The following is a 25,733-nucleotide window of genomic DNA, read 5'->3' on the forward strand; positions in this document are numbered from 1 at the left end:
GTCGTCGATTAAGTAAGGATTATGAGTTAATTGCAACAAGCAGTTTATCAATGTTTTATCTTGCTATGACTCGGTTGGTAGTTAGAAGAATAGCCTGTATTATTTAATTCAGAGAAAGTCTCTTAAATACGCGAGATCCTTTAATTTTAGAAAATAAGGGGAGAACTTTTATACCGGAAATATTTTCAGTTTGAATCCGGCATATACAAGTCGAATTTTTTTTAACAAATTTGATTAATTTAGACCTTTGTCTTGTTAATTCAGGTTTTTGTAAGATTAAACTATCGACAGCTTGTGTGATTGCTGTATTAAGTTCGGATTTAAAAGCGCCAAATTCTTTTTTAAATAATGCTTCTTTTTGTTTGTTTCCTGCGGTTTCAATATTTTGACCTAATGTCGATGTTAGATCAAAAAGAAAGGGATGAGAAAGGGGCGATTTTAAAGCTTTTTTACCTTCCGTTCTAAAATGTTGGGCTAATTCAGTCAAAATTGAATCTGAACCGGGGTGTTGTTTTTCAATCACACAAAATTTTAAGGGGAGTAAATGCTGAAATTCAACTGTATCGGTTAAAATTAAAGGGCTATCGGACCGATATGCTAGTTTATGATTTGCACTTTCCCCAAAATGGATTAATTTATGCAAAGAAAACCGATGATAATAGTCATGGTTGATTTTTGTCCCGCTGACCTGAAATAGAGGGCCAAGTTTTCTAAAAAACGTACGCATTGTTTTTAGGTGAATAGGTGCCGTTTTGCTCAAGTAATTAGAGGCTAGAAATTGAATTTGTTTTTTTTGTTCTTCTGTCAATTCCCCAGAATCAGCAGCAGCTTTTAAGAGAGCAAGATTTAAAAGCCATGCATTTTGAGATTTATCTATTTTTTCATGACTTGTGAATAATTTAGTTTTACTTACAAATTTTATTTTAAAAATTTTGTTTGCTGCACTTTTAACTTTATTAACTAATCCTAAGATATTTTGAGAAATAAAAGAAGTAATTACAGAAGAAAGTGTGGAAAGACTGAGATTTTTTCCAAAATGGGGAAGAAATTTTGATAATTTTTTATTAGGATAGACCCCATAATTTTTTAGTGGGTCTTGTAAATTATTCGCACTAGTAATAATAGTTTCATTTTTAGGTTGTAGAGGTAAAGTCATAAACTATTACTTTGTTAAGTGTTATAATGTCATTATAACAAGATTGCTTACTCAAAACAATCGTTTTTTAGATTTTTAAAATCTGCAATTTCTATTAACGATTTTAAATAAAAAACCACAAGAAGGAATTGTATTCATTTTTTTTGAGAAATTTATTTTAAATGATTTGACTTTCTACTTCTAAAAGACTTATTTCTTCATAAAAACGAGTAAATGGTTCGAAGTCAGAAGGGGGCTTATGTTTAAATGGCTTTGTTTGTTTCTTTTCCTCATTTCCCAAGCTTCTTGCAATGATTCGATAAAAAATAATCCTGCTTATCCTATTTCGGCAACCCCGCAACTTCCTTTTGAAGTGTATTCTGAAGAATTTGCAAAAATTTTAGGGGTAAGACCACAACTTTTTCATGTGGCAGATGGTTTTGGATTTACGGAAGGACCAGCTTATCTTTCTATTAAAAATAGTGAAGAAGGGTATTTACTTTTCACCGATCAAATTAATGATAATATTCTTATTCTGCGTTGGCACGGACTTTTACCCTATAATCAGATTACCCTTTTATCATGGAGTAAACCCGTGGTTTTTAGACATCCCTCCAATATTGCGGATGGTCAAACCATTGACTCAGAAGGAAGATTATTGACTGCAGAAACGACGGGTAGAAGAGTTTCTGTAACTGAACTAACTGGGGAAGTCAAAACATTAGTGGGATTTTACGATGGAAAGCCCCTTAATTCACCTAACGATTTAGTCGTCAAATCCGACGGGACAGTTTGGTTCACGGATCCAGGATATGGGTGCTTACAATTTCCTCAAGAATGTTATCTACCGAACAATGTCTATCGTTACAATCCGAAAACCAAGGATTTAGATGCTGTCATTACCGACTTTAAGATGCCTAATGGAATTGCTTTTTCCCCAGATGAAAAAATTTTATACGTGATTGATAGCGGGGCAATTCAAGCTCCTCGCACCTATTATGAAAAATATCCTCACGCAATTTATTCTTTTGATGTCACAGAAGATGGTTCCAAGGTGACAAATAAGCGGCTTTTTACGACGGTAGCGCCTGGGTTTCCTGACGGAATGCGTCTCGATCACGAGGGTAATATCTATGTGGGAGCTTTGGATGGGGTGCAGGTATTCAATCCTAAGGGAGAGTTGATTGGAAAAATTCGGATGCCAAAAGAAACAGCGAACTTAACTTTTGGCGGTAAAGATAATAACGTCTTGTTTATTTGTTCATCAGATTCTATTTGGGCCATTAAGTTAAATACGAAGGGAGCTAAACCTGTTCCTGAACTAGCAAAGGCTTCCTAATGCGTAAAGAAACGATAGCCATTTATTTTGCTGGTCTTGTCCAGGGGATCGCATTGGTCGCATTTCCTGCTGTAAGTACTATATTAACTGATCCACATCAATTTCACCTGTCCAGTACTGTCTATGGAAGCCTATTTATTCCTCAAGCTATATTGTCGATCATTGCGTCCGCGTTAAATCCTGTTTTTTGTCGAAAATTTGGATCAAAGTCGGTTTTTTTGTGTGGACTTGTAGCCAATCTCTTATCCATGATACTGCTTGCTATAAGTGCCTTTACCATGCACTCCTCTATTTTAAGCTATGTCATCTTACTCTGTGCGACAGGTTGTCTAGGGCTCGGCTTTGGACTGGTTGTCCCCACCATTAATGCGATGGCTGCTTTACTATATCCTACCCAAGTCGATTCCATCCTTCTCATGTTAAATGCTCTTTTAGGAATTGGGACAGCTTTAGCACCCATTTTTAATGCGTTTTTTGTTTCTATGGGGTTTTGGTGGGGATTACCGCTTTTATTGGCTATCCTGCTAGCCACAGGATTTATTTTCAGCCAGGCTTTAAACTTGCCAGGAGGAAAATTTAACTTTTCAACAAATCAATCGCTCACCGTTCCCATCCCCATTCGTTTTTGGATCTTTGCGTCTTTTGCTTTGTTGTATGGAATTGTGGAAACATTAAACGGAAATTGGCTTTCTATTTTTATGAAAACACATCTCCATGCTTCGCTTGAATTGCAGTCCATTGCTTTAACGGCTTTTTGGGGAATGGTGACTTTTGGAAGGGTATTTTTTGCAATCGTCAGAAAATATTTTCGAGAAGAGCTTATTTTCCAAACTTTTCCCTTCATTTCGACACTTGCATTTATCGTGATAGCCTCACTTCCGCCAAATGCTGAATACTGGGCTGTGGCTGCATTTGGATTAACCGGTTTTGGATGTTCGGTCCTTCTTCCTCTTATTATTAGTTTTGGAAATCAACAGCTGAAAGCATTTGCTTCCTCCGTGCCAGGCATGGTGATTTCATTTTATTTATTGGGATATGGAATCGCAGCCTTTGGAGTTGGATTACTTGAAGATAGCACGCATATGAGCTTAAGAGACGTGTATTTAGTCGGGGCGGTAGTCGCCTTTATTCTTGGGATTATTTCATTTTTTGTCACAGAAACTCCAAAGAACAATCATTTATCAAAGGAGATATAATGGATTTGAAAGGAAAGGTAGCCATTGTTACAGGAGGGAACACAGGCATAGGGGCGGGCATTGTTCTAGAGCTAGCTAAGCGTGGGGCTAATATCGTCATCGATTATGTCGTGAATCCTCAAGCGACGGAAGAATTAGAAAAGAAGGTAAAAGCCTTGGGCGATCAAGTGATTGGTGTTGATGCAGATGTAAGCAAAGTGTCTGATTGGCAAGCATTAGTGGACGCAGCTGTTAAACAATTTGGACATTTAGACATTTTGGTGAACAATGCAGGCATCGAAACGAGAACCTCTATCCTGGATACAACCGAAGCTCAGTATGAAAGAGTTTTAGCGATCAATTTGAAAAGCGCTTTCTTTGGGACCCAAATTGCAGCCAAACAAATGATTAAGCAAGGTAAGGGCGGGCGGATTATCAATATCACTTCTGTACATGAAGATTGGCCCATGCCTAACAATATTTCTTATTGCCTGTCGAAAGGCGGCATGCGGATGCTAACTCGAACCTCAGCTCTTGAGCTTGCCAAATATGACATTTTAGTGACGGGAATTGGCCCTGGAGCAGTTGCAACTCCTATTAATCGCGCCACGATGGAAAATGCCACATTAATGAAAGAACTGGATACGACAATTCCTTTAGGTAGAATGGCTCAACCAGAAGAGATTGCCAGAGTCGTCGCTTTTATTGCTGGAGAAGGGGCTAGCTATATGACTGCCTCTACCGTATTTGTGGATGGTGGTTTGATGCATCAAAGTCCTGGATTGTAAAATGGAGAATATTGAATCCACAGAAGAAGGTAAACGTCTGTCAGACATTCGGCTCAATCAAGCCTCATGGAGGAAATGGGGCCCCTATTTAAGTGAGCGTCAATGGGGAACTGTGCGAGAAGATTATAGCCCTCAAGGAACTGCGTGGGAATACTTGCCGCATGATCAAGCTCGCTCGCGTGCTTATCGTTGGGGAGAAGATGGATTAGCGGGTATTTCGGATGAAAAACAGCAGCTCTGTTTTGCCTTGGCTCTATGGAATGGACAAGATTCCATTTTGAAAGAGCGTTTATTTGGAGTCTCAGGTCCAGAGGGGAATCATGGAGAGGATGTAAAAGAATATTATTTTTATTTAGACAACCTCCCCAGCCACGCTTACATGAAGCATCTTTATAAATATCCACAAAAGGCTTTTCCTTACGATGAATTAGTTTCTGTAAATAAGCAAAGAACACGAGAACAACCGGAATATGAGCTTTTAGATACGGGCATCTTCGATGATAATCGTTATTTCGACGTCTTTACGGAATATGCAAAAGTTTCATCCGAAGATCTCTTAATTCAATTTACTGTTGCCAATCGAGGGCCAGAATCTGCGGTCTTGTATTTACTCCCCACACTATGGTTTCGGAATACATGGTCATGGGATACGAATAACGCGAAGCCGGTCATCTCGCTTACAAAAGAAAAACATGTTCTAAAAGCCTCTCATATTGGTTTAGGAGACTATTGGCTATATTGTGATAGTCCCGATGCTGTTTATTTTACAGAAAATGAAACTAACCAAGAAAAATTGTTTCAAATCCCCAATAAATCATCCTACACAAAAGATGGAGTGAATGAATTCCTGATTCACGGATCGCAAAACAGCATCAATGGTGAAAAAGGAACGAAAGCCACGATCAGTTATCGTTTGGATGTCACGGCTGGAGAAACCAAAGTCATCAAATTACGCCTAACTAATCGAGACAACTTGGCAAATCCTTTTGCGGCAGAATTTGATCAAATATTCGCACAAAGAAAAGTTGAGGCAGACGCCTTTTATTTAAGCGTGACCCCTTATCCTTTGTCAAAGGATATGCGGAATGTAGAAAGGCAGGCCTTTGCAGGGTTGCTGTGGAATAAACAATGTTACCACTACAATGTAAAAAAATGGTTAGAGGGAGATCCCTCGCAACCTAAACCTCCTCAAGAGCGTTTAAAAGGGAGAAATTATCACTGGCCTTATCTAGATGCCTATGATATTTTTTCGATGCCTGACAAATGGGAATACCCTTGGTTTGCTGCATGGGATTTAGGCTTTCATACCATATCTTTAGCCATGATTGATCCAGAGTTTGCAAAAGAGCAATTGCTTTTGTTAACACGTGAGTGGTACATGGCTCCAGATGGGCAAATACCCGCCTATGAATGGAAATTTTCCGATGTTAACCCTCCTGTACAAGCATGGGCAGCTATGCGTGTCTATCAGATTGAAAGTACGATGTACGGAAGAAAAGATAGGAATTTCCTAGAGCGGATCTTTCATAAGCTATTATTGAATTTTGGTTGGTGGGTTAATCGCAAAGACACAGCCGGCCGCAATATTTTTGAAGGGGGATTTTTAGGATTAGATAACATTGGGGCTTTTGATCGTTCGCTTACATGTCCTGATGGAGGATATTTGGAACAACCTGATGCCACAGGTTGGATGGGGATGTATTGTTTAAACTGTCTTCAAATTGCTCTAGAGCTTGCGGATGAAGATCCTGTTTATGAAGATATCGCCACCAAATTTTTTGAGCACTTTGTTTGCATCGCGGATGCAATCAACAATGTGACAGGAGAAGTAGATGGTTTGTGGGATACTGAAAATGGCTTTTATTATGGGCTGATGATAAAAGCGGACGGTGAAAAAGTGAACATGTCTCAAGATAACATGACTGGCATTATTCCCTTATTTGTGGTGGCAACCAATAATGCGGATGTTCCAAGCAAATTCCCAAATTACCGACGCCGTTTCGTTTGGTTTGTGGAAAATCAGGCAGAACGCCTTCACAACATCGCGGATTTGCGCAAAAGAGGGCAACACGAGCGCATTTTACTTGCTTTTACCAATCAAATTAAGCTGACTCGCGTTTTGGAAAAAGTTTTAGATGAAGAGCAGTTTTTAAGTCCGAATGGAATTAGATCTGTTTCGAAACGATTAAAAGATCAACCTTTTACCGTATTTTTAAATGGGAAAGCATTCAAACTCGACTATGAACCTGCAGAATCTACCACACCTATCTTCGGAGGAAATTCTAACTGGCGAGGCCCTGTATGGTTTCCCCTCAATTTTCTGCTGATTGAATCCTTACAAAAATTTCATTATTACTACGATGACCATTTAAAAATTGAATGTCCCACGGGATCAGGGCAAATGCGAAACCTTTGGGAGGTCTCTTTGGATATTTCTAAGAGGCTTATTGATATTTTTCTAGAAGATCAAAATGGGCGTCGACCCGTTTATGGCAATATTGAAAAATTTCAAACCGATCCGCACTGGAAAGATTACATTTTGTTTCATGAATACTTTCATGGGGATTCAGGCAAAGGGTTGGGGGCTAGCAATCAAACGGGGTGGACGAGCTTAGTGGCTAAACTTATCCATCAATATGGAAAATTTGTTGCCCAAGGGATCTCTCCAGACAAACTTTCAGAAGAAAAGATTTGGAGTCTTTAGGCAAGAATGATGGCAAAAAAAGATTAAGAGAGTTTTTATGGATGCATATGACGTGATCATCATTGGAAGTGGGGCTGGAGGGGGAACCTTGGCTTGTCATCTGGCTCAATCAGGGAAGCGGATATTGATTTTAGAGCGTGGAGATTGGCTTAAAAGAGAAATTGAAAATTGGCAAGCTGAAGACGTTTTTGTCAAAAATCGCTATGTTTCACCCGATACCTGGCATGACGATCAAGGAAAAACTTTTCAACCACAAGTGCATTATTTTGTAGGAGGTGCGACAAAAATGTATGGCGCAGCTCTTTACAGATTACGAAAAGAAGATTTCGGTGAACTCCAACATTATGATGGAATATCTCCGGCATGGCCCATTAGTTATGAGGAATTAGAACCTTATTATGGAAAAGCCGAAAAGATGTACTATGTACATGGTGAGCGAGGGATTGATCCGACAGAACCTCCAGCAAGTACGCCATTTCCTTATTCACCTGTTTCGCATGAACCACGCATCCAGCAGCTCTACGATAATCTTAAAAATGCGGGCTATCATCCTTTTCCAGCACCCTGTGCAATCATGCTCGATGAAAAAAATCCTCCTTATAGTCGTTGCATCCGGTGTCAAACATGCGACGGTTTCCCTTGCCTTGTTCAAGCGAAAGCAGATGCAGAAATGGTGGGCGTGCGCCCTGCGATTGCCTACCCAAATGTCACTCTTTTAACAAATGCTAAAGTCATCAAATTAAATACAGATGCATCAGGGAAAACCGTTAATGAAGTTGTTGTGGAGATAAACGGGTTAAAAGAGAGCTTTAAAGGTAATCTCATTGTCGTGTCATGTGGAGCCGCGAATTCCGCTAAGCTATTGCTTTCATCCGCAAATGACAAACATCCAAATGGATTAGCAAACGGATCTGATCAAGTGGGACGCAATTACATGTTTCATAATAGTCAGGCCGTTTTAGCGATCTCAAGAGAGCCAAATCTTACCTATTTCCAAAAAACATTGGCTCTTAACGACTTTTATTTTGGCATGGAAGGGTTTAACTTTCCCATGGGAAGCATTCAAATGGTAGGCAAGTCACAAGGTCCGATGTATAGAGGCGAGAAACCCATCGAAACAGCTATATTGCCGCTTATCCTTCTCAACGATTTAGCGCGGCATGCTGTGGACTTTTGGTTGACAACTGAAGATTTGCCGACACCTAATAATCGGATAACAATAGATAAACAAGGGCATGTAAGGCTTAGCTACACTCCGAATAATCAGATACCCAAGCTCAAGCTTTATGAAAAACTTAAATCCATGCTTAATCATCTTGGAATGCACCCAGACTATTTAGTTCCTCGCAATCTTTATCTAAAAACAGACATCCCTATTGCAGGTGTCGCACACCAAGCGGGAACTTGTCGTTTTGGAAAAGATCCTAAAAATTCCGTTCTCGATGTAAACTGCAAGGCACATGAGCTTGATAATTTATATGTGGTGGATACCAGCTTTTTCCCAAGCATCGGAGCTGTGAATCCCTCTCTTACAACCATTGCAAATGCGCTAAGGGTCGGGGATCATCTATTGGAGCGATGGAAATAAAGCGCGAGACTCTTGCTTTAATTGAATTCCCTATTTATCCTAACTGCTTTTAGAATATGTGGAGGATAGACCATGAGTTGCCATGTCCATATAACACTACATTTTGAAGATGGGAATGAAGAATTTTATTCGATGAGCTGCAAGGAAGCTTTAACCTGGCAAAGAATCAAATATCGTTTATACGCGAATTCTTTTTTAAAAGCGAATTTGACTTTCAAACCCGGTTTCTTTGAAAAAAAAGTGTATGCCTCATTTGAATCTTTGCAGTTTCGAGACTTTCACAATCTTCTTCAATGCGTAAGTTCCGCTAAGGATAAAAATGTTTTTGAAAAATGTGTCGCTGTAAGTAAAAGAAGATTCCTGAGAGGTTTTTCGGACGAACCTATAGGGCATTCACATTCCTAGTCGTCATTCCACATTATAGAGAGATAAATTCTGGGGTGGGCTTGTTCACCCTTTCATTACCCTAAACGAATTCCATTTTTATGAATGAAAACCCCTCCTTTGTTATTGGCATTAGTGGCATATCTGGAGCGGGGAAGTCAACTTTGACAAAACGACTTGCAAAAACGTTAAATGCGACCGCCTTATTTTGGGATGACTTCGATGAAATATCCCAAGGACCCGAGGATTACGTGCATTGGTTTGAAACAAGCCACAATTATGACGATTGGATTTATGATGATTTGGCCGCGACATTAAAAGTTCTCAAACGGGGGCAAACAATTGTTTGTCCTGCCACAAAAAAAGAGCTCATTCCAACTCCTTACATTTTATTTGATGCCCCTCTTGGATATTGTCACCACGCAACAGGGCAGCATATTGACTTCTTGATTTGCTTAGATACCCCTCCTGATATCGCCCTTGCTAGACGCCTTTTGAGAGATTATCGATCTCAAGATAATTTACAGAGAGTTTTGAATGAGTTAGAAGGTTATTTATTGAAGTCTCGACCTCTTTTTCTATTAGCACCGGAAGAAAAAGAATGTGACCTAATGATTGATGGATCCCTGTCATTAGATGAACAAGAAGCGAGGGCTTTAAAATTTCTTTGTAGCTAAGGTTGACTTTAGACTGGCAACTCTCATATAAAATACTGATGCTACTTGCCACTTTTTTGTCATTGCAAAACCTTGAGATCTCATTTTTTTCCCATAACTCATAGCGGCAAAGTGGTATTTCAATACCTGAAGAAGGATTAAATTTAGAGAGTGTGTTAATCACGATTTTATCCAATTTTCTTTCTATTGCTCTCGAATAGGATTAATCGTTTGTGTAATTATTTTTTTTGATAAGTAAAAGAGCGTGGATCGTCTCTTTTTTTGTCGTTAAAAGGCAAAATAAACCGGTGGAAATAAAAATGCATGCATAAGAACCATGGATTGAAAAGCTTTCAAAATTGGCCTCTTCTAAAAGTGGGATGAGATAGTGTCCTGTTCCACACATGGGCCCTAAAGGGGACCACCAGCTTTTACGGCGTAATCAAGATAGTAGGCCAACATTTCTGACGGGGTGAAGGTTTATTAAGGTCATAATATTCAGTGCAAAGTCTTTGATAAGTCATCGATTCTTTATGCATATTTTTGCTATATTCCTGAAATTTTTTGAGGTTAGTCTCATGTTCTCCAAATATCTTTCTATTTTTTTTATTTTTTTATTTTCTCAATTTGCCATTGCAAAGCCTAGACTTGAAGTTTCGCCTACATGTGCATTAATGGATGTTCCTTTATCTATTGAAGTGCATGAGTTAGATCCTTTTCAACACGCAACCATAAAAGCGGAAATCGTGGATGATGTAGGCGAAAAATGGAATTCTTGGGCTTCATTTGAGGCTGATGAAACCGGTATTATATACGTGAATGCACAAAATCCTATTGAAGGAGCTTATGAAGAGGCTGATGGAATGGGGTTGTTTTGGACCATGAAACCCACTTTAAATCCTTTCGCTTCCTTTAAAAAAAAGGGAGATTTTGAAGTTGAATTAAAATTGTTCGTTCAAGGGGAAACCGTGGATATCAAAAATGTTCAACGACTGAGGCAATCTTTCGAGATGGTAAAAATAGAGGTTAAAGAAGACGGTTTAGTAGGCTCTTTATTTCTTCCTTTCTCACAAGCACCTTTGCCTGTCATTATCGTATTAGGTGGGTCCAATGGGGGACTAAGTGAAAACCGAGCTAGGTTAATAGCCTCTAATGGTTTTGCTGTCCTTGCTTTGGGGTATTTTGGTCTCGAAGGATTGCCAGATAATCTTGAAAACATCCCTTTAGAATATTTTGAAAGAGCTTTTGAATGGTTATCTCAAAGAGATGATATTTTAGGAAATCGTGTGGGAATTTATGGCATCTCCAGGGGGGCGGAACTTGCTCTTTTGATTGGTTGTTTATTTCCTGAAAAAGTGCAGGCAATCGTGGCTGCACTTCCTAGTTATGTGGTATTTGGAGGATTAAGTAGCGAGCGTGTACCGGCATGGCAATATCGGGGAGAGCCGTTAATTCCCGATGCACCTGTTCCCATGTGCGATCTCAGTTATGGAAAAGGACAGAATCCAGAAGATCCTCTCACAATATCTACAAGTTATTTACAAGGGATGCAAGAATTTCCTGAGGATTACGCTGCTGCGGAAATTCCTGTGGAAAAATTACAAGCTTCTTTGTTGCTTATTTCTGGAGGAGATGATCAGATGTGGCCTTCTACACTGTTTGCGAGCAAAATCATGGATCGTCTAAAGGCAAAACAATCCCAAATTACACGTATACATTTGGATTATCCATTAGCAGGTCATTTGATCCACGTTCCTTATCTTCCTGCCGAAACGGTTTACTATCATCCACATGGAAAATTATGGTTTTCAATGGGCGGATTTCCATGTGAAAATGATTTAGCAAGTCGTGATTCATGGCTTAAGCTTTTGCATTTTTTTCAAATTCAACTTTGTAAATAGAAAAATATGGTTCTTGAAATAAGCGATCTTTTTTTGTGCTCGCCCATTTTAGGACATGTTTTTAAGAACTTTTAAATTTTATTCAAAGAAGAGAATTTTTCAAAATAGTAAAAAAATATTTACACGGTAAATGGTTATCAGGTACACGATGTTTTTAAAAGTGAGATGATATTTATGAAATATTTTTTTAACGTTTTTTTAAGTTTGACAACCGCTTGCTCTTTTCTGATCGCTCCTATCAGAATTCAGGCTGATGAAGTCTGTGGTGAAATAAATACAGAAATTTATGAAGAGACATCTTGCACGGAAGCCAGTGAAATTTCTACAGAAGTTTGTGATGTTCCTTATTATCCCAAATCAAACATTAAAAAATACCTATTCGGTGCCGCGATTATTGCTGCTGTCGCTGCTGGAGTGGGTGGCTATTATGCGGGTAACGATCCGAAAACAAAAAAGATCAGACCTCAATGTCCAGTTTGCCCGGATTGTCCAACATGTCCGACTAACTGTGGTGAATGTCCAACTTGTTCCACTTGTCCGGCTTGTCCAACAGATACTGTTAATAGCAATGTGAATGCTGTGTTTACTTTTCACGGCGATACTGTTGGCACGAATACAATGACCATCTCTTACGCATTAGTTTCTCCCGATGGAAATTATCGTAACGATAGCATTACGGTGGTTCCTAACGTAACGACAAGCGTATCATTGGAGCAAGGCCCACCCTTATCTCCTGGAGTTTGGAAAATTGTTGTGATGGGAGTCAATGGGGCATCGCCTATTTCTACACCAGTGTTAGTTGTCGATGTCTTTACTTCTTCTGGGCTGATCGCTAGCCAGACGTTTAATACGGTAAATCCAGGCGACGTGCTAACCCTTAACTTTACAATTCCTTAGATTGGAGCTTTAGATGAAAAATTTTGTTTCAATTCTCAAAGGTTTATTTGCTGTTTGTTTACTAAGCTTGTATCCATTTGCAATTTTTTCAGCACCTTGTCCGTGCCCAACATGTCCAACATGCCCGACATGTCCCACATGTCCTCCTCTTGTGTTTTACGATGGACCTATAGATGTTCAAGTGACTCTCCACACGGGACCTGATGTTACAGTATCATTGGTTGCAACAGATGGAAGCATTACAACACAAACATTGTCTGCAGGAAATACAATCACGCTCTCTCTTAGTGGGTCCTTTCCAGCTGGATCGGCTGAAATTATTGCAACACCTATAAATGCATCAACTGGTTTTGCGGAACTGACTTACAATGTATCTATGAACGGTCCCGTATACACGTTTGCCAGTATTTCTGCAGTCGCTGGTGAATCAGCGATCACACGTTTTAACGTTCCTTACCATTTTTAAAGAAGAAATCGAGTAAATTTTTACGGGGTTGCTAAGTTGTGAGTGAATATGAATATTGCGTGTGTAAAAAAAGTTTACAAACAAGATGAACTTGAACTAAAGACTGTTTATTACAGTGAGATGATATGATGAAACCATTATTCAATATTTTTTTAAGTTTTATGACAGCCTGTTTTTTTCTGGCTAATCCCATGAAAATACATGCGGAAGAAGTGGATGGTGACGAGGAAAAGACGGAGAATGTTGAAGAAACGGTATATCAAGAAGATGTTGACCCACTAAGACAACCTCCTAAGTCGAATCTAGGAAATTATCTATTAAGTGCAGCCCTTTTAGTCGCTGCTACGGGAGTCGGGGGGTATTATTTAGGGGAAGATAATAGCCATACAAAAAAAAAGGTGATTAAGCCAGATTGCCCTGTTTGTCCAGAATGTTCTCCATGTCCACCTGATTGTGTATGTCCGACTTGTGCAACATGTGGCTGTCCTTCTACCAGCGTTGATGATACGGTGACTGTAACGGTTACCGTTAGTGGAGATTTTATAACGACTAGTTCACTTACCATCGCTTTTGCGTTTGTATCTCCTGATGGAAGTTATCGTAACGATAGCATTACTGTATCGCCGAGTCAAACAAAATTGGCTCAGAGAATACAAGGTCCCCCTCTTACGCCAGGGATTTGGAGGCTTATCATCACAGGAGTGGATGGCGCATCTCAGCCTGTGCTGCCTTCGATATTTGTCACCGTGTCAACAGCTAATTCTGGTATTATCGCACAAGAGACATTTGGTGGAATTACCCCAGGCGATATCATGACAATTAACTTTACAATTTCTTCATAGTTTGGAGCTTTAGATGAGAAATTTTATTTCGCTTCTCCAAGGTTTGCTCCTTGTTTGTTTGCTAGGTTTATATCCATGTGAAATGTTTTCATTAACTTGTCCCTGTCCAACATGCCCAACTTGTCCCACATGTCCCACATGCCCTACTACAACGTTAACATTTACAGGAACTGTGACTGTGCAGGCGACTCTTGTTTCAGGGCCTGATACTTCAGTTTCATTGTACGCCACTGATGGAAGCATTACAACACAAGTGGTAACTGCAGGAAACACCGTTACGCTTTCACAAAGTGGAACTTTTCCAGGCGGTGATTTTGAAATTGTTGCGACTCCATTTAATACTACAATAGGCTTTTCAGTATTAGATTACTCAGTATCAGTAAATTCAGATAGTTATACGTTTAATGCGATTACTATTAGAGCAGGACAATCTTCATTGACAGGTTTTCCGGTTCCCTACCTCTTCTAAGCTTTAAATATGTAGGTTTCTGTAAGAAACTTACATATTTTCTAGATTAACTTTTTATCAATCAGCTGAAAATAGTTTTTTCATAAAAAGGGAAGGATTGTTTTCATAACTATTTAATTTGTAGGAGATAGGAGTTTTTTTCTCTCAGTATAGATAATTCCAATGTGATGAGATAAGTTTACTTTGCTAGGCGAGAGCAATGAGAGAAGATTGTTTTCTTCTTGAATTTCTGGAAGAGGAACTATTTTGGCAAGGGCAAAGTTAAAATTTAAAAATGGTCATCTAGTTCATTTGATTCACATTTTTTATTCATCTGCAGATCCCAGAAGAAGCGATGTAGTAAGTCGAGATTTTTGATTAAGTTTTTGCATGAGATCATTTTGCAAAATGAATATACGATGAAAATCGCAAATATCCACTTCCTGATGTCTTTCGACAAGACAAAACCAAATAAAAAATATATGTAAAAGGGCGTGAAATAAAGATCTTTTTAAAAGGCAGTAAATTCTTCTGAGATTTTTTTTGAATTGTTTTTTAAGTTTTATGACAGCCAGCTTTTTTTTGATGAATCCAATCAGAATTCAAGCTGATGAAGCGTTTGACGACGAAACAAATACAGAAATTTATAAGGAAATGACAAATGAAGAAACTTGTGATGTTTCTTACGAACGTCCTATGGATAAAGTAAAAAAATGTCTATTCAATGCTGCTCTTTTAGCAGCGACAGGCGTTGGTGGTTATTACATCGGAAAAGATAATAATAATCATACAAAAATGAAAGTTGTTAAGCCTACCTGTCCAGAGTGCCCAGTATGCCCAACGGCTCAGACTGTCCCGTTTGCCCAGAATGTCCAGTATGTCCTCCAGAAACTCTCGAAGATAATATAACGACCTCATTTCTTTTTGGAGGGGATTTTTCTGGAAAATGACACTTTCACTGTATCTTTTGCGCAAATAGACCCAGATGGAAATTCTCAGGGCTACAGCGTCACAGTACTTCCTAATACTAGCGATGGTGTGGTTTGGTTCCAAGTATCGCCTTTACCTGCTGGGGTTTGGAGAATTATTATTGTTGGAGTAAGCGGCGCATCACCGATTAACCCCGTATTAACTCCACTAATAGTCACAGTAGAAACCGATAAACGGGGAATAATTGTGAACGAGCCCTTCAATACCATAAATGCAGGTGACATAAAGACGATTAATTTTACACTGTAGCTAATTATGAGCATTTATAAATGATGAATTTTCATTTTTGATCACTCTATTATGCAGGCTTTTATTGAAGCCTGCAATTTAAGAAAATTACTCACTAAATTGTGTTAATTCTTTAAGAAATAATTGCCCAATGCATTTCCTCTTGTGCAATCGAGTTCTGGAGGAGTGTTTTCTATTTTGCCAATATGAAAGAGCAAGATCTTTTCATTCTCTTTTAAAATGCTTTCAATTATGTGGTTGGAAGCAATAGTTATTGTTTGATCATAGGTTGTTTCTTTTTGAATCTCTAGTCTAAGGGTTTTCATCAAATTTAATGCAATCCACTAGACAAGCCCCCATAAATTCTATAGGGGCCGGATTTTTTACACTAGAGAAGAGAAAATTCAAAAGAGAGGTCAATTTTTCTATGAAATTCTAATCTTGTTTTAATTTAAAAATTTTTCTATTTGAACATTTAATAGGTTCTGAATACCATTTGGAAGTGCTTTATTCTGAAGAATCGATCTCGACTCTAAAAATATTTTGTGCTCGAGTGTGGGATTTTCGTGCAAAGCTACGGCAAGGGAAACTTTGTCGGGGATAATATGATCTCCCCCTTTGGCTTCAGGTGAAACATGCTGAATAATGATATGCGTGATGTCGAGCTGACTGAGCTTTTGGGCCGCGTTTATCGCGTTAATATTCAAATTAGCAAGATAGAAAATTCGTTCAACTATCCATCCCATGAAGGGGCTTGAAAACTGGCTTATAATAGCTCCTGCAGTTTTGGCCAAATCACTGAATGAACGATCTGTAATCGATAAATACTGAATGCCGTCTTTTTGCCCCTTGTTAAAATCATGCTGTTCAATGGCTTTAGCCATCATAGCTCCGCCAAGAGATAAGCCTTTCATGATGATATGAGTTGCTTTTATTGTCTGTTCCAAAAATTGTATTCCAGCTTCAAATCCAGCGCCCATCTGATAAGGGGTTGGCCAGCCTTTGCTTGAAACGACAGAAGGACCGTTTATCAACAATGTATTGCAATCATATGCAAAATGTTCCTTTGCAAATCGATAGACATGGGTTTCCATATCCATGCCATTTCCTAGAGCACAAATCACCCATTTCCCATTTTTAATGCGGGTTTGATCCGTAACAAGAATCGCGGAATACGCAATTCCAGATTTTTTGATAAAAAATTCTTTAACGACATAACTCTCATTTCGAAGGTTTGCGATTTGCTCAGCACCTTCTTCTTTAATGGACTTGCGACCACAAAAAGGGAAAGATGTTAAGGCTGCTGGGTAAACCAAATAGCCTAGCACAACCGCTGCAATTTTTTGAATATTGTACGCCATTGAAGCATAGGAAGCATAAGCTAAAAAACCGGATTCTCTAGTCGATACTGCAAAGAGTCCATATAAACTTAGTAAGGCTAAAGATTGATGACAGGCACGGATCGTTTTTTCTTCAGTCGTTGTTTTAGCCACAAATTCAGGGATAGCTAACCAATTGGGAAGGGTATTATCGGAAGAATCATTTTGAATCATATTAAGCCTCTTTGTTTTTAAATAAAAATATTGGCGAACGATTTAGGGACAGCATAGAAAAAGATTTAGAAAATGACAATATTAAAAAAATGTTTACGCATTATGTCGGCTTTTATAATGTTAATTTCGAACACATACCTTTAAAGGTGCTGATATGTCAAAAAAGATGGCGGATAAAGTGGTGATTGTAACAGGGGGCTCAAAAGGCATTGGAGCTTCCATTGCGATGCACTTTGCCGCGGAAGGAGCTGCTGTAGTTGTTGATTATGCATCGAGCAAAGAAGATGCAGAAAAAGTTGTTGCGGAAATTGACAAGAAGGAGGGAAAAGCCATTGCTATACAGGCCAATATTTCTAAGCCTGACGACGTTAAACGCCTTTTCTCTGAAACATTTAATCACTTTGGACGACTTGACATCTTGGTAAATAATGCAGGGATATAGGAGTTTCACCCCATTGAAGATGTTACTCCAGAACATTTTTATAAAATATTTGAAATAAATGTGCTTGGGTTACTTTTGGTCTCTCGAAAAGCTGTAGAGTATTTTGGGGCTCCGGAGGTAGTATCATTAATATTGGTTCTACGGCTAGTGTTTCCACGCTCCCCAATATGTCTGTCTATAGTGCAAGCAAAGGGGCTGTTGACCCAATCACAAAGTGTTTAAGTAAAGAGCTTGGCCATCGAAAGATCCGGGTCAATTCGGTCAACTCCGGGATGGTAGAGATTGAGGGTGTCCATTCCATGGGCATTGATAAAGGGGAATTTTGTCAGCAAGTGGAATCAAAAACCCACTTGAAAGAATTGGCCTGCCAAAAGATATCGCTCCTGCTGTTGTCTTTTTAGCATCAGATGACTCCACGTGGATTTACAGGAGAAATCATGTTTATCTCGGGCGGGTATTTTTGAATGAAATAAGGAATCTCATGAGTCATTTTAAAATTTTCGTCTACTGTATATTAGCGTTTATTTCTCTGGTTAATTTAGGGTGCTCAAGAGAAAACGTGCACAAAAAAAAGCATTTAGTCGTCAGGGAAAATCCTGCCTGGCAGAGTGTTGTCAGCTATGCTACCGAACACTTACCACTAGAGGGAAAATTAGTGGGAAAATCAGATGGATTTGTCTATCTTAAAGTGGATGATGACTATATTCGAAGGCTTTTTCCCATGCTAGGACTTAAAGAAGATGGTTTTAGGGTCCCGCCCTATTTTCGTAGAATAGATTCTCCAGGAGCTCACATCAGCGTTTTTTATGCAGATGAACACATTACTCCAGAAGAGTTAGGGAAAACCTTCCATTTTATTCCCAAAAAAATTGTGGTTCTTCAATTATCAAAAAATACCAGTTATGCAGTGTTACAGGTAGAATCTCCAGAGCTAGAAAAACTGAGAGAAAAGTATGGGGCGACTCCAAAACTTTTTGGTCATGATTTCCACATATCTTTAGCTAGAAAAAAGGCGCATTTGCATTATAAGTAAGCAAAAATGATTTGAATTAAATGATTTTTCTTGTATAATTAATTGCACCATCTACATGGCTTTTAGCCATTCTTTTGTATTTTTCTTTATATTCCTACATTTTTCCCCGGCCATTACGTCATTATTCATTTTTTCTATTTTAAATTTTATCGGAGATTAGGATGCATTTTTCACAAGATGTTTTGCTGACCAGTTCTAAGAAAAATACTCTTTATGCAACCTTATTTATTGCTTTTGTTGATTATATGGGAGTCGGACTTGTCTACCCCTTATTTGCTGCGATGCTGTTTGATCAATCAGCAGGACTTTTGTCAATTGAAACCAATGCGGATTTAAGGGGGCTGTGGCTAGGAATTTTGATTGCTTTGATGCCCTTTGCCCAATTCTTTAGTGCTCCCTTATGGGGATCGATTTCTGACAATATGGGTCGAAAAAAACCTTTGCAAATCAGCATAGGTATAGCAATGTTAGGTTATCTTTTCGCTCTTTGGGGGGTATTCGTAAGCAATATTTGGCTTTTATTAGCTTCGCGAATCATCATCGGATGTGCGGCAGGTAATATGTCGATTGTTCAAGCCACGCTTGTCGATTTAAGCTCTCACGAGGAGAAAGCGAACCATTTTGGATTATACAGTATGGCTTTAGGCGTGGGATTTACGCTAGGACCATTTTTTGGTGGGATATTGTCATCCTTTGGTTACAGCGCACCCTTTCTTTTAGCGCTGGTTTTAACTGGTCTGAATTTTTTATTTGTCTTTTTTCTTTTCAAAGAAACACATTTTATCTCTGCAAAGCTTAAGCTAAGTTTATGCTCTGGATTGACTAGCATAAAAAAAGCCTTTTATTTTAGAGAGATTAGAATCGTATTTCTCTGTTCATTCCTTCATAATTTTGGTTGGTCTTATTTTTTTGAGTTTACTCCTGTTTATTTGATTTCTCAGCTGAATTTTACAGCAACAATGTTGGGTGTTTTTTATGCGGCATCAGGATGCTTTTATGCTTTGAGCACAGGTTTGCTTATTCGACCTTTCACCAAGTTTTTGACTGCAGAAAAGCTTTTTTTCTGGGGGAATTTGCTGTCAGGAATCACGATATTAAGCATTCCTTTTTTGCCGATTTCATTCTTAATTTGGCCGCTCTTATTTCTCATTTGTTATTTTGTCGCCTTTGTGACTCCCTCTTCTACAACACTTGTTTCGAATAGCATTTCTTCAGAAAATCAGGGGGAAGCTTTAGGCATTTTAAGCTCTGTAAATGCCGCTGCGCTCATTTTTAGTCCTCTGTGTTCTGGCTCTTTCGTTGGGCATTATCCAAGTCTTCCCATGCATGTAGGGGGTTTTCTATTGCTTATCACTGCAGGGATATTTTTTATGCGACTTCGAAAGCTCTTTATTTAGAAACCGACTTCGGAACCAAGACACACGCTACTAAGACGTGTTCGAGTGGCTTGGTTAGCAAATCGTCGCAGCATAATAAAAATATTCAAATATGTTTTTTTAAACTTAAAAGTCATTTCGATGGGGAAAAAACGATTTTGAGTAAAATGGTGAGAATGGCAATGATAAAAAAGCTCATCATAGCATTTGATTTCAGTTAATTTTCCCCAATTTTCAAGAGGAAAAACTAACATGATGCGATGTCTAAAGATGTATTCAATGCGGGGGTTATTTTGCCTTTTTTGGATTTGGAGACGGTTACGCCATTTGATAACTACGCGATCATTTAGCTGGAGGGATGGATTGATTTCCAGCTCTAAGCGATGCGTATGATGAAACATTCTTGTTTCGATCGGTTTAGTGCGAATAAAACTGTAATGAGCTTCCAAATCAAGCCATGAAGTCGCTTTGTAAGCGAAATTTTCTGTGATGCGATAGTGATAGAGTGTTGAAGCGTCGCGATCCATCCTGAATTCACCAGACGAATACAGCCTGTAGGGTCCTTTTTCAAAATTTTTCAAAGTAAAGTATTGCCAATACTCAGCGTCAAATTCGTTAGCCTGTAAAGAAAGGAAAAAAAGAATAAAAAAAATAAATTTGACGATTCCTATCGCAAAGGAAAAATGGTGTGTCATAGAAGGCTTATTACTCGCTTAAGGAAAACAAAATACTTCTCTACTTTAGTCAATCAATGTTATGGATTGGTAGTATACGAAAGAGAGAATCGAAATGCTTCAGTTGCCAATAACAGCTTTTACAACGGCCGGCTTTTATTTTTCTATGTTTCTATTTTTGGCCTCAGCTTTTTTGCTTTTGGCCGTTTATTATTTTCGATGGAAGTCAAATTTAGTCTCCGGGATTATTTGGTCAATCACGCTTCTAGGAATTGCATGTGCAACTTGGACAATGATACATGAACTTTTGCCTGTGATGGCGACTTTATGCGTCAGTGTGTTGCTTGTTCTATGTTTTTATAGATTGATTTCGACGATCTCATTATTTGGTGTCTTTTTTTTAGTGAGCATGATCTTACCCGCCTTTTATGGAATTGTTTGGCTGAGTGAACTTGTAATGGCCTCATTCCATTATTTTGAGCATTGGCTAAGTGCTGCTATTTTCATTACTTTAATGGGGTCGCTCGGCTGTTTGATGATATTCAACACGGTGATGCTGAGTTGGATTACACTAGTCAGGTATTCAGATTTATATTTTCGTTTTCCTAGATTGAAAAGGGGACTGACAATCGCAGATCAATCAAAAAAAAATTCCCCCTTTGTCTCGATTCACATTCCTTGTTTCAATGAACCCCCAGAACTTGTTATCGAAACACTTAATGCTATTTCCCGATTTAACTATCCCCATTTTGAAGTGATCGTATTAGATAACAATACCAAAGATCCAACGGTCTGGGCTCCTGTTGAAGCACATTGTTTGCAGCTTGGCGAGCGTTTCCGCTTTTATCACATCGACAAGCTAGCAGGGGCTAAAGCTGGAGCACTTAATGCCTGTCTAAAATGCACTGCTTCACAAGCTGAATTGATTGCGGTTTTTGATGCAGACTATGTGGCTAAGGAAGATTTTTTAAGCCGTCTTGTGGGCTTTTTTGACGATCCAAAAATTGGCTTTGTACAATCTTGTCAGGATTATAGAGATTGGGACCATAGTCATTATCAAGCGGCTTGTTATTATGAATATGAAACCCATTTCAAATTGGAGCTGCCAGGCCAAAATGAATGGGATGTGACCTACACGATTGGGACTATGTGTTTAATTCGTCGAACTGCACTAGATGAAGTTGGAGGATGGGCAGAATGGTGTCTTACAGAGGATTCTGAAGTCGCCGTACGGATCCACGCATTAGGTTTTGCAGGCTATTATCTAAAAGAAACCTTTGGTTACGGGTTAATCCCCGAAACATTTGAAAGTTACAAGCTGCAACGTTTTCGGTGGTCAGCAGGCCCTGTTCAACAAATCCAAAAACATTGGCGCCTCTATTTGCCTTGGGCAAAGAACGGTCTTTCATTAGCGCAAAAATTTGGTGAAATTTTTCACAGTTTATCCATTTTCTTTAGTGAATCCTTGAGCTTTCTCATCAATATTCCTATTCTGTGCATATGCTTGTGGTTTGCTATTGTAAAACAGCAGTCCTTCATATTGCCAAAAGCTGTGTTGTGGGCTATCCCTATCGTCTTTATTAAGAATATTCTTTGTAATTGGTTGTCTATCCGCTTACTTGGTGGATCTTGGAAGGAATACCTATTATCGGCTTTAGCGGCGCGATCGCTCATTTTTACGCGGAATGTTGCGTTTTATAAAGCGTGGATGTCAAGTCAATTGACATGGATTCGCACAGATAAATTTAAGGCAAAAACAAGTTTGTGGAGGGCTTTTCTCTCTTGTAAGCAAGAGATCATTTCAGCGATTATTTATGCTGTGATCGCTGTCATTTTAATTCCTTTTATTAGCTTTTGGCCGGCAGATATTATTTTTTTAATTTGGTTAGGAATAGTTAATCAAATTATTTCTTTTTTATGTGCACCAGTTATGGCGTTTCTCTCTGAAAAAAGCATTGAAACATCCCATATTAAATAGTATTAAATTCATTTTTATTGATATTAAAAAGTAATTAATTGATAATCCGTTAATTAACTAATGGATTATTGAAAATGAATAAGAAAGATTTTGTTTTTTGTCTAAAAAATGTGGCTTTTTCCTACAAACTAGGATCTCACTTAGTTGATGCTCTTCGTGATATTTCCTTTGATATTCCAAGCCAATCACTCGTGACTCTTTCTGGTCCATCCGGCTCTGGAAAATCAACACTATTAAATATTCTCGGATTTATTGAACCTCTACAAAAGGGGAACATCTATTTCCAAAATGAAGACATTTCTCAAATGAATGAATCACGGAAAAATCATATTCGGAAATTCAAAATTGGATTCATTTTTCAACAATTTCATTTAATTCCTGTTTTAACAGCAGAGGAGAATGTCTCGTATTTTTTGCATAGACAAGGTCTGCTTAGCAACGAAGTCAAAAAGAGAACGCAAGAGTCTTTGGAAGCTGTATCCCTGTGGGACCATCGTAAAAAAAGACCATCTGAATTAAGTGGAGGACAGAGGCAAAGGGTTGCCATTGCCAGAGCGATCGCAAAAAATCCAGAAGTCATTATCGGAGATGAACCCACTGCAAGCCTAGACCAAGCAACAAGCCGCGAAATTATGGACATTTTCCAATTTTTAGCTGAGGAAAAAAAGGTATCCGTTCTTTTAACCACTCACGACAGCATGGTTCAATCTTATTCAGATTATAATTTTTTGATTAAGGACGGAATTTTATCAGAAATATTAACTAGAAGAGCGCTATGATTTTTCTTTCTTTCATGAATCTATTTCGCAATTATCGAAGAACGCTGGCAATACTACTTACAATTGCATTAGGAACCGGTGTTTTATTTTCCTTCAAAGGATTTATTCACGGTGTATTGAATCAATATAAGGAAAATACGATTCATGCCCATTATGGACATGGTCAAATTAATGAAAGAGATTACCGCGAAACTGTTTATGTGGATCCATGGAATCATTGGATGAGCAATGGTGAGGAAATTGAAGCTTTTTTATCTACGCAAAAATCAGTTGAGCATGTTTTCCCACGCGTAAACTTTCCAGCGTTATTGAAAAAAGGAAACGTGGGGGTAAGTGGATATGGGCATGGAATTGTGGCCGAAAAAGAGGCGGAATTCTTTTATAGCCTGAACGTGGAATCTGGAGAAACACTTGTCCACCAAGAAAACGGGATTCTTTTAGGAAAGGGATTAGCAAAAGCTTTGGATGTATCTCCAGGAGAAGAGATCTCTTTATTTGTGACATCCATAGATGGAACAATGAGTGAAAAAACATTTATTGTAACAGGAATTTTTCATACTGGTTCTCTCGATTTTGATAATCGCATCTTTCGGATTCAATTATCTCAAGCACAGGCCTTATTAAAGACTTCCAGAATCGAATTAATCTCTGTGGGATTGCGAAGTGATTCGGATTGGGATGCCTTTTCACAAGCATTAGAAGCAAAATTTCCGAATCTTGAAACAACCTCTTTTGCAATTTTGGACAAAGTTTACTATCAACATTCTGTTGATTGGCTCCATGCACAATTTCATGTTATCCAAATGATTATTCTATCGATTGTTTTATTAGGAATTTTTAATTCTATTTCATCCTCTATATTAGAAAGAAAGCAAGAGATTGGGAATTTTCGCGCTAATGGAGAATCGATTGCAGATATCATACGTTTAATTATTCTAGAAGGCGCATATCTCGGAGTGATAGGAAGTTGCTTAGGAATATGTGTGGCTTATGTCATCCTAAAAGTCTTTCTTGACAACGGGATTTTAATGCCCCCAGGTCCAGGTTTGACACGTCCTTTTTACATTTCTTTTGAATTCGAATGGTCCATGGTGTACGTAACGCTTGGGCTCAGTTCTGCAGCAGCTATCATTGCATCCACTTTTGCTGGTATTCGTGTCGCGAGAATGACAATTGCAAAAGCTCTCAGGGCTTTTTAGCTTATCGTCGTTGTTTTCCTGTGTTTTATATTTATATTTTGACAATTTATTCTCTTTTGTACGAATATTCTGAAGTTTAAAATAGCAAATCATGAATGAAAGAGTGAAGGTTGCCATGAAAAATTTGATTACAGTGATGTCAGTTCTCAGTGTTGTTTTTTGGATTATCGTTTTATGTGCTAACGGAATGAGCTCCCAAAATAGCATTGCATGGCAAGTTTGTGAACTCACCGGATTTTCACTTTGGGCCGCATTGTTTGCTTATGGAATTTCAAAGTTCTTTAAAAGTAAAAATGCTCCATATGGGTTAATTTGCTTTGCGACATTATTTTCATTAATTGCTGGAATTAAGACTTTATCAACAAGCCAAGAAGCAATTGAAACAGAATTTGAAAATACGAAATTAGCCTTATTGGATATGCTTGAAAAAGATCCTTTAAGAGTGAGTGTGGATAGTTCAGAAAAAAAATATTCAACGGATGAATATGGGGACATGGCAGATGTCTTACGGATCATTGACAAGCTCGTTACTAGCCGTGTGGATGACATGCAAAAATATAATCTAAAATTAGAAGAATCGGGCTTGGAACAATTATTTGATCCAACAAGCTTATGCGATCAGTTGAAGCGGGCAGAGTTAATAGAAAAACTTAACATTCTGTTGGCAGAAATCAGCATTTTAGATCTTAATCTCAAAAAATACATGCTGAATTTAGATAATGAGATAGCTGAATTACCCCGTGAAGAATTAAGAATTCGCTGCAAAGCTAGCATGGAAAGAGGAAATGCACAATCAAATCCTTTGTGGGAAAGTTATGTTTCCATCGAGAAAGAGTTTATGCAGACGGCAATTGAACTGATTGAATTTATGAATGCTAAGGAAGGATTATTTTGGGAAGAAGATAGTATTCTTTGCTTTGAGGAAGAAACAGATGTTGATTTGTTTAACAATCATGTAGAAAAAATCATGAGGCTTGCCGAGCAGGAAGAGGCCGTAACATGCAAAATGAAAGATCTTCAGGAACGAGCCATTGAAAAATGCAGAATGTTTTAGATTTGCACATCAAAGGTCGTCAATAACTTCTTGATTAAAATTTTTTATATCCTGTAAATGAGAGAATACATCCCTTCTATTTATTCATATGGTAGAGAAGGGAA

The 25,733-nt window shown here is 38.4% G+C and carries 22 protein-coding genes and 1 pseudogene; 20 read left to right on the forward strand and 3 right to left on the reverse strand.

All coding sequences use genetic code 11. The features are described 5' to 3' along the window. Positions 1-103 precede the first annotated feature (103 nt). On the reverse strand, positions 104-1,156 hold the full coding sequence (locus AB7E63_RS00420; protein WP_428418403.1) for a hypothetical protein: 1,053 nt from the start codon (positions 1,154-1,156) through the stop codon (positions 104-106). Positions 1,157-1,394: 238 nt separating this feature from the next. Here AB7E63_RS00420 and AB7E63_RS00425 point away from each other — a divergent pair, with 238 nt between their 5' ends. The 13 genes from AB7E63_RS00425 (at position 1,395) to AB7E63_RS00485 (ending at position 15,232) form a co-directional block, all read left to right on the forward strand. Then, positions 1,395-2,474, forward strand: coding sequence for an SMP-30/gluconolactonase/LRE family protein (locus AB7E63_RS00425; RefSeq protein WP_006342074.1), 1,080 nt, complete (start codon positions 1,395-1,397; stop codon positions 2,472-2,474). Further along, the gene (locus AB7E63_RS00430) at positions 2,474-3,670 is read left to right on the forward strand and encodes an MFS transporter (protein ID WP_006342073.1); all 1,197 of its coding nucleotides are present in this window, start codon (positions 2,474-2,476) and stop codon (positions 3,668-3,670) included. Before AB7E63_RS00425 ends, AB7E63_RS00430 begins: the two co-directional genes overlap by 1 nt. Beyond that, positions 3,670-4,437, forward strand: coding sequence for an SDR family NAD(P)-dependent oxidoreductase (locus AB7E63_RS00435; RefSeq protein WP_006342072.1), 768 nt, complete (start codon positions 3,670-3,672; stop codon positions 4,435-4,437). Before AB7E63_RS00430 ends, AB7E63_RS00435 begins: the two co-directional genes overlap by 1 nt. 1 nt (position 4,438) lies before the next feature. Further along, positions 4,439-7,141, forward strand: a complete 2,703-nt coding sequence (locus AB7E63_RS00440) for an MGH1-like glycoside hydrolase domain-containing protein (RefSeq protein ID WP_006342071.1) — start codon at positions 4,439-4,441, stop codon at positions 7,139-7,141. A 37-nt stretch (positions 7,142-7,178) separates the two neighbouring features. Further along, complete coding sequence (locus tag AB7E63_RS00445) at positions 7,179-8,729, forward strand: GMC oxidoreductase (protein ID WP_006342070.1); 1,551 nt, start codon at positions 7,179-7,181, stop codon at positions 8,727-8,729. A 72-nt stretch (positions 8,730-8,801) separates the two neighbouring features. Continuing rightward, on the forward strand, positions 8,802-9,134 hold the full coding sequence (locus AB7E63_RS00450; RefSeq protein ID WP_013925378.1) for a hypothetical protein: 333 nt from the start codon (positions 8,802-8,804) through the stop codon (positions 9,132-9,134). Positions 9,135-9,214: 80 nt separating this feature from the next. After that, positions 9,215-9,790 (forward strand): AAA family ATPase, encoded by a 576-nt coding sequence (locus tag AB7E63_RS00455; RefSeq protein WP_006342068.1) that lies wholly within the window; start codon positions 9,215-9,217, stop codon positions 9,788-9,790. A gap of 557 nt (positions 9,791-10,347) precedes the next feature. After that, positions 10,348-11,670: an acyl-CoA thioester hydrolase/BAAT C-terminal domain-containing protein gene (locus AB7E63_RS00460; protein WP_006342066.1), complete on the forward strand. Its 1,323-nt coding sequence runs from the start codon at positions 10,348-10,350 to the stop codon at positions 11,668-11,670. Positions 11,671-11,844: 174 nt separating this feature from the next. Beyond that, entirely contained in the window at positions 11,845-12,567 is a 723-nt protein-coding gene (locus tag AB7E63_RS00465) for a hypothetical protein (RefSeq protein ID WP_006342065.1), read from the forward strand. 13 nt (positions 12,568-12,580) lie between these two features. Continuing rightward, positions 12,581-13,033 carry a hypothetical protein gene (locus AB7E63_RS00470; protein ID WP_186003481.1) on the forward strand — a complete coding sequence of 151 codons (453 nt, stop codon included), beginning with the start codon at positions 12,581-12,583 and terminating at the stop codon, positions 13,031-13,033. A gap of 125 nt (positions 13,034-13,158) precedes the next feature. Further along, positions 13,159-13,875, forward strand: a complete 717-nt coding sequence (locus AB7E63_RS00475) for a hypothetical protein (protein WP_006342062.1) — start codon at positions 13,159-13,161, stop codon at positions 13,873-13,875. A gap of 13 nt (positions 13,876-13,888) precedes the next feature. Continuing rightward, positions 13,889-14,344 (forward strand): hypothetical protein, encoded by a 456-nt coding sequence (locus AB7E63_RS00480; RefSeq protein ID WP_241209012.1) that lies wholly within the window; start codon positions 13,889-13,891, stop codon positions 14,342-14,344. A 564-nt stretch (positions 14,345-14,908) separates the two neighbouring features. Next, a complete protein-coding gene (locus AB7E63_RS00485) occupies positions 14,909-15,232 on the forward strand; it encodes a hypothetical protein (RefSeq protein WP_013925369.1) in 324 nt (107 codons plus the stop codon). A gap of 755 nt (positions 15,233-15,987) precedes the next feature. Here the strand turns inward: AB7E63_RS00485 and AB7E63_RS00490 are convergent. After that, positions 15,988-17,094, reverse strand: coding sequence for a hypothetical protein (locus tag AB7E63_RS00490; RefSeq protein WP_006342056.1), 1,107 nt, complete (start codon positions 17,092-17,094; stop codon positions 15,988-15,990). Positions 17,095-17,248: 154 nt separating this feature from the next. Here AB7E63_RS00490 and AB7E63_RS00495 point away from each other — a divergent pair. From AB7E63_RS00495 to AB7E63_RS00505, 3 genes and pseudogenes are all read left to right on the forward strand, one after another. Next, positions 17,249-18,000 (forward strand): annotated as a pseudogene (locus AB7E63_RS00495) (glucose 1-dehydrogenase). A gap of 95 nt (positions 18,001-18,095) precedes the next feature. After that, entirely contained in the window at positions 18,096-18,569 is a 474-nt protein-coding gene (locus AB7E63_RS00500) for a hypothetical protein (protein ID WP_006342052.1), read from the forward strand. Between the two features lie 161 nt (positions 18,570-18,730). Next, positions 18,731-19,966, forward strand: coding sequence for an MFS transporter (locus tag AB7E63_RS00505; protein ID WP_006342051.1), 1,236 nt, complete (start codon positions 18,731-18,733; stop codon positions 19,964-19,966). On the opposite strand, the gene AB7E63_RS00510 is transcribed toward AB7E63_RS00505, so the two are convergent. Further along, positions 19,963-20,640: a DUF2490 domain-containing protein gene (locus tag AB7E63_RS00510; RefSeq protein ID WP_006342050.1), complete on the reverse strand. Its 678-nt coding sequence runs from the start codon at positions 20,638-20,640 to the stop codon at positions 19,963-19,965. The genes AB7E63_RS00505 and AB7E63_RS00510 overlap by 4 nt on opposite strands. Before the next feature lie 94 nt (positions 20,641-20,734). Between AB7E63_RS00510 and AB7E63_RS00515 the strand changes: the two genes are divergently transcribed. From AB7E63_RS00515 to AB7E63_RS00530, 4 genes are all read left to right on the forward strand, one after another. After that, positions 20,735-22,597, forward strand: coding sequence for a glycosyltransferase (locus tag AB7E63_RS00515; protein WP_006342049.1), 1,863 nt, complete (start codon positions 20,735-20,737; stop codon positions 22,595-22,597). A gap of 74 nt (positions 22,598-22,671) precedes the next feature. Further along, the gene (locus tag AB7E63_RS00520) at positions 22,672-23,376 is read left to right on the forward strand and encodes an ABC transporter ATP-binding protein (protein WP_006342048.1); all 705 of its coding nucleotides are present in this window, start codon (positions 22,672-22,674) and stop codon (positions 23,374-23,376) included. After that, a complete protein-coding gene (locus AB7E63_RS00525) occupies positions 23,373-24,575 on the forward strand; it encodes an ABC transporter permease (RefSeq protein WP_006342047.1) in 1,203 nt (400 codons plus the stop codon). Before AB7E63_RS00520 ends, AB7E63_RS00525 begins: the two co-directional genes overlap by 4 nt. Positions 24,576-24,690: 115 nt before the next feature. Beyond that, positions 24,691-25,629: a hypothetical protein gene (locus AB7E63_RS00530; protein ID WP_013925360.1), complete on the forward strand. Its 939-nt coding sequence runs from the start codon at positions 24,691-24,693 to the stop codon at positions 25,627-25,629. Positions 25,630-25,733: the final 104 nt, after the last annotated feature.

The sequence above is a fragment of the Parachlamydia sp. genome, from assembly GCF_050255895.1.
GTDB classification, from domain to species: Bacteria; Chlamydiota; Chlamydiia; order Chlamydiales; family Parachlamydiaceae; genus Parachlamydia; species Parachlamydia acanthamoebae.

Excerpts from the sequence above, each read along its gene's own strand:
- AB7E63_RS00420 (WP_428418403.1), bottom strand. The coding sequence starts at position 1,156 with ATGACTTTACCTCTACAACCTAAAAATGAAACTATTATTACTAGTGCG.
- AB7E63_RS00425 (WP_006342074.1), top strand. The coding sequence starts at position 1,395 with ATGTTTAAATGGCTTTGTTTGTTTCTTTTCCTCATTTCCCAAGCTTCT.
- AB7E63_RS00430 (WP_006342073.1), top strand. The coding sequence starts at position 2,474 with ATGCGTAAAGAAACGATAGCCATTTATTTTGCTGGTCTTGTCCAGGGG.
- AB7E63_RS00435 (WP_006342072.1), top strand. The coding sequence starts at position 3,670 with ATGGATTTGAAAGGAAAGGTAGCCATTGTTACAGGAGGGAACACAGGC.
- AB7E63_RS00440 (WP_006342071.1), top strand. The coding sequence starts at position 4,439 with ATGGAGAATATTGAATCCACAGAAGAAGGTAAACGTCTGTCAGACATT.
- AB7E63_RS00445 (WP_006342070.1), top strand. The coding sequence starts at position 7,179 with ATGGATGCATATGACGTGATCATCATTGGAAGTGGGGCTGGAGGGGGA.
- AB7E63_RS00450 (WP_013925378.1), top strand. The coding sequence starts at position 8,802 with ATGAGTTGCCATGTCCATATAACACTACATTTTGAAGATGGGAATGAA.
- AB7E63_RS00455 (WP_006342068.1), top strand. The coding sequence starts at position 9,215 with ATGAATGAAAACCCCTCCTTTGTTATTGGCATTAGTGGCATATCTGGA.
- AB7E63_RS00460 (WP_006342066.1), top strand. The coding sequence starts at position 10,348 with ATGTTCTCCAAATATCTTTCTATTTTTTTTATTTTTTTATTTTCTCAA.
- AB7E63_RS00465 (WP_006342065.1), top strand. The coding sequence starts at position 11,845 with ATGAAATATTTTTTTAACGTTTTTTTAAGTTTGACAACCGCTTGCTCT.
- AB7E63_RS00470 (WP_186003481.1), top strand. The coding sequence starts at position 12,581 with ATGAAAAATTTTGTTTCAATTCTCAAAGGTTTATTTGCTGTTTGTTTA.
- AB7E63_RS00475 (WP_006342062.1), top strand. The coding sequence starts at position 13,159 with ATGATGAAACCATTATTCAATATTTTTTTAAGTTTTATGACAGCCTGT.
- AB7E63_RS00480 (WP_241209012.1), top strand. The coding sequence starts at position 13,889 with ATGAGAAATTTTATTTCGCTTCTCCAAGGTTTGCTCCTTGTTTGTTTG.
- AB7E63_RS00485 (WP_013925369.1), top strand. The coding sequence starts at position 14,909 with ATGAATCCAATCAGAATTCAAGCTGATGAAGCGTTTGACGACGAAACA.
- AB7E63_RS00490 (WP_006342056.1), bottom strand. The coding sequence starts at position 17,094 with ATGATTCAAAATGATTCTTCCGATAATACCCTTCCCAATTGGTTAGCT.
- AB7E63_RS00505 (WP_006342051.1), top strand. The coding sequence starts at position 18,731 with ATGCATTTTTCACAAGATGTTTTGCTGACCAGTTCTAAGAAAAATACT.
- AB7E63_RS00510 (WP_006342050.1), bottom strand. The coding sequence starts at position 20,640 with ATGACACACCATTTTTCCTTTGCGATAGGAATCGTCAAATTTATTTTT.
- AB7E63_RS00515 (WP_006342049.1), top strand. The coding sequence starts at position 20,735 with ATGCTTCAGTTGCCAATAACAGCTTTTACAACGGCCGGCTTTTATTTT.
- AB7E63_RS00520 (WP_006342048.1), top strand. The coding sequence starts at position 22,672 with ATGAATAAGAAAGATTTTGTTTTTTGTCTAAAAAATGTGGCTTTTTCC.
- AB7E63_RS00525 (WP_006342047.1), top strand. The coding sequence starts at position 23,373 with ATGATTTTTCTTTCTTTCATGAATCTATTTCGCAATTATCGAAGAACG.
- AB7E63_RS00530 (WP_013925360.1), top strand. The coding sequence starts at position 24,691 with ATGAAAAATTTGATTACAGTGATGTCAGTTCTCAGTGTTGTTTTTTGG.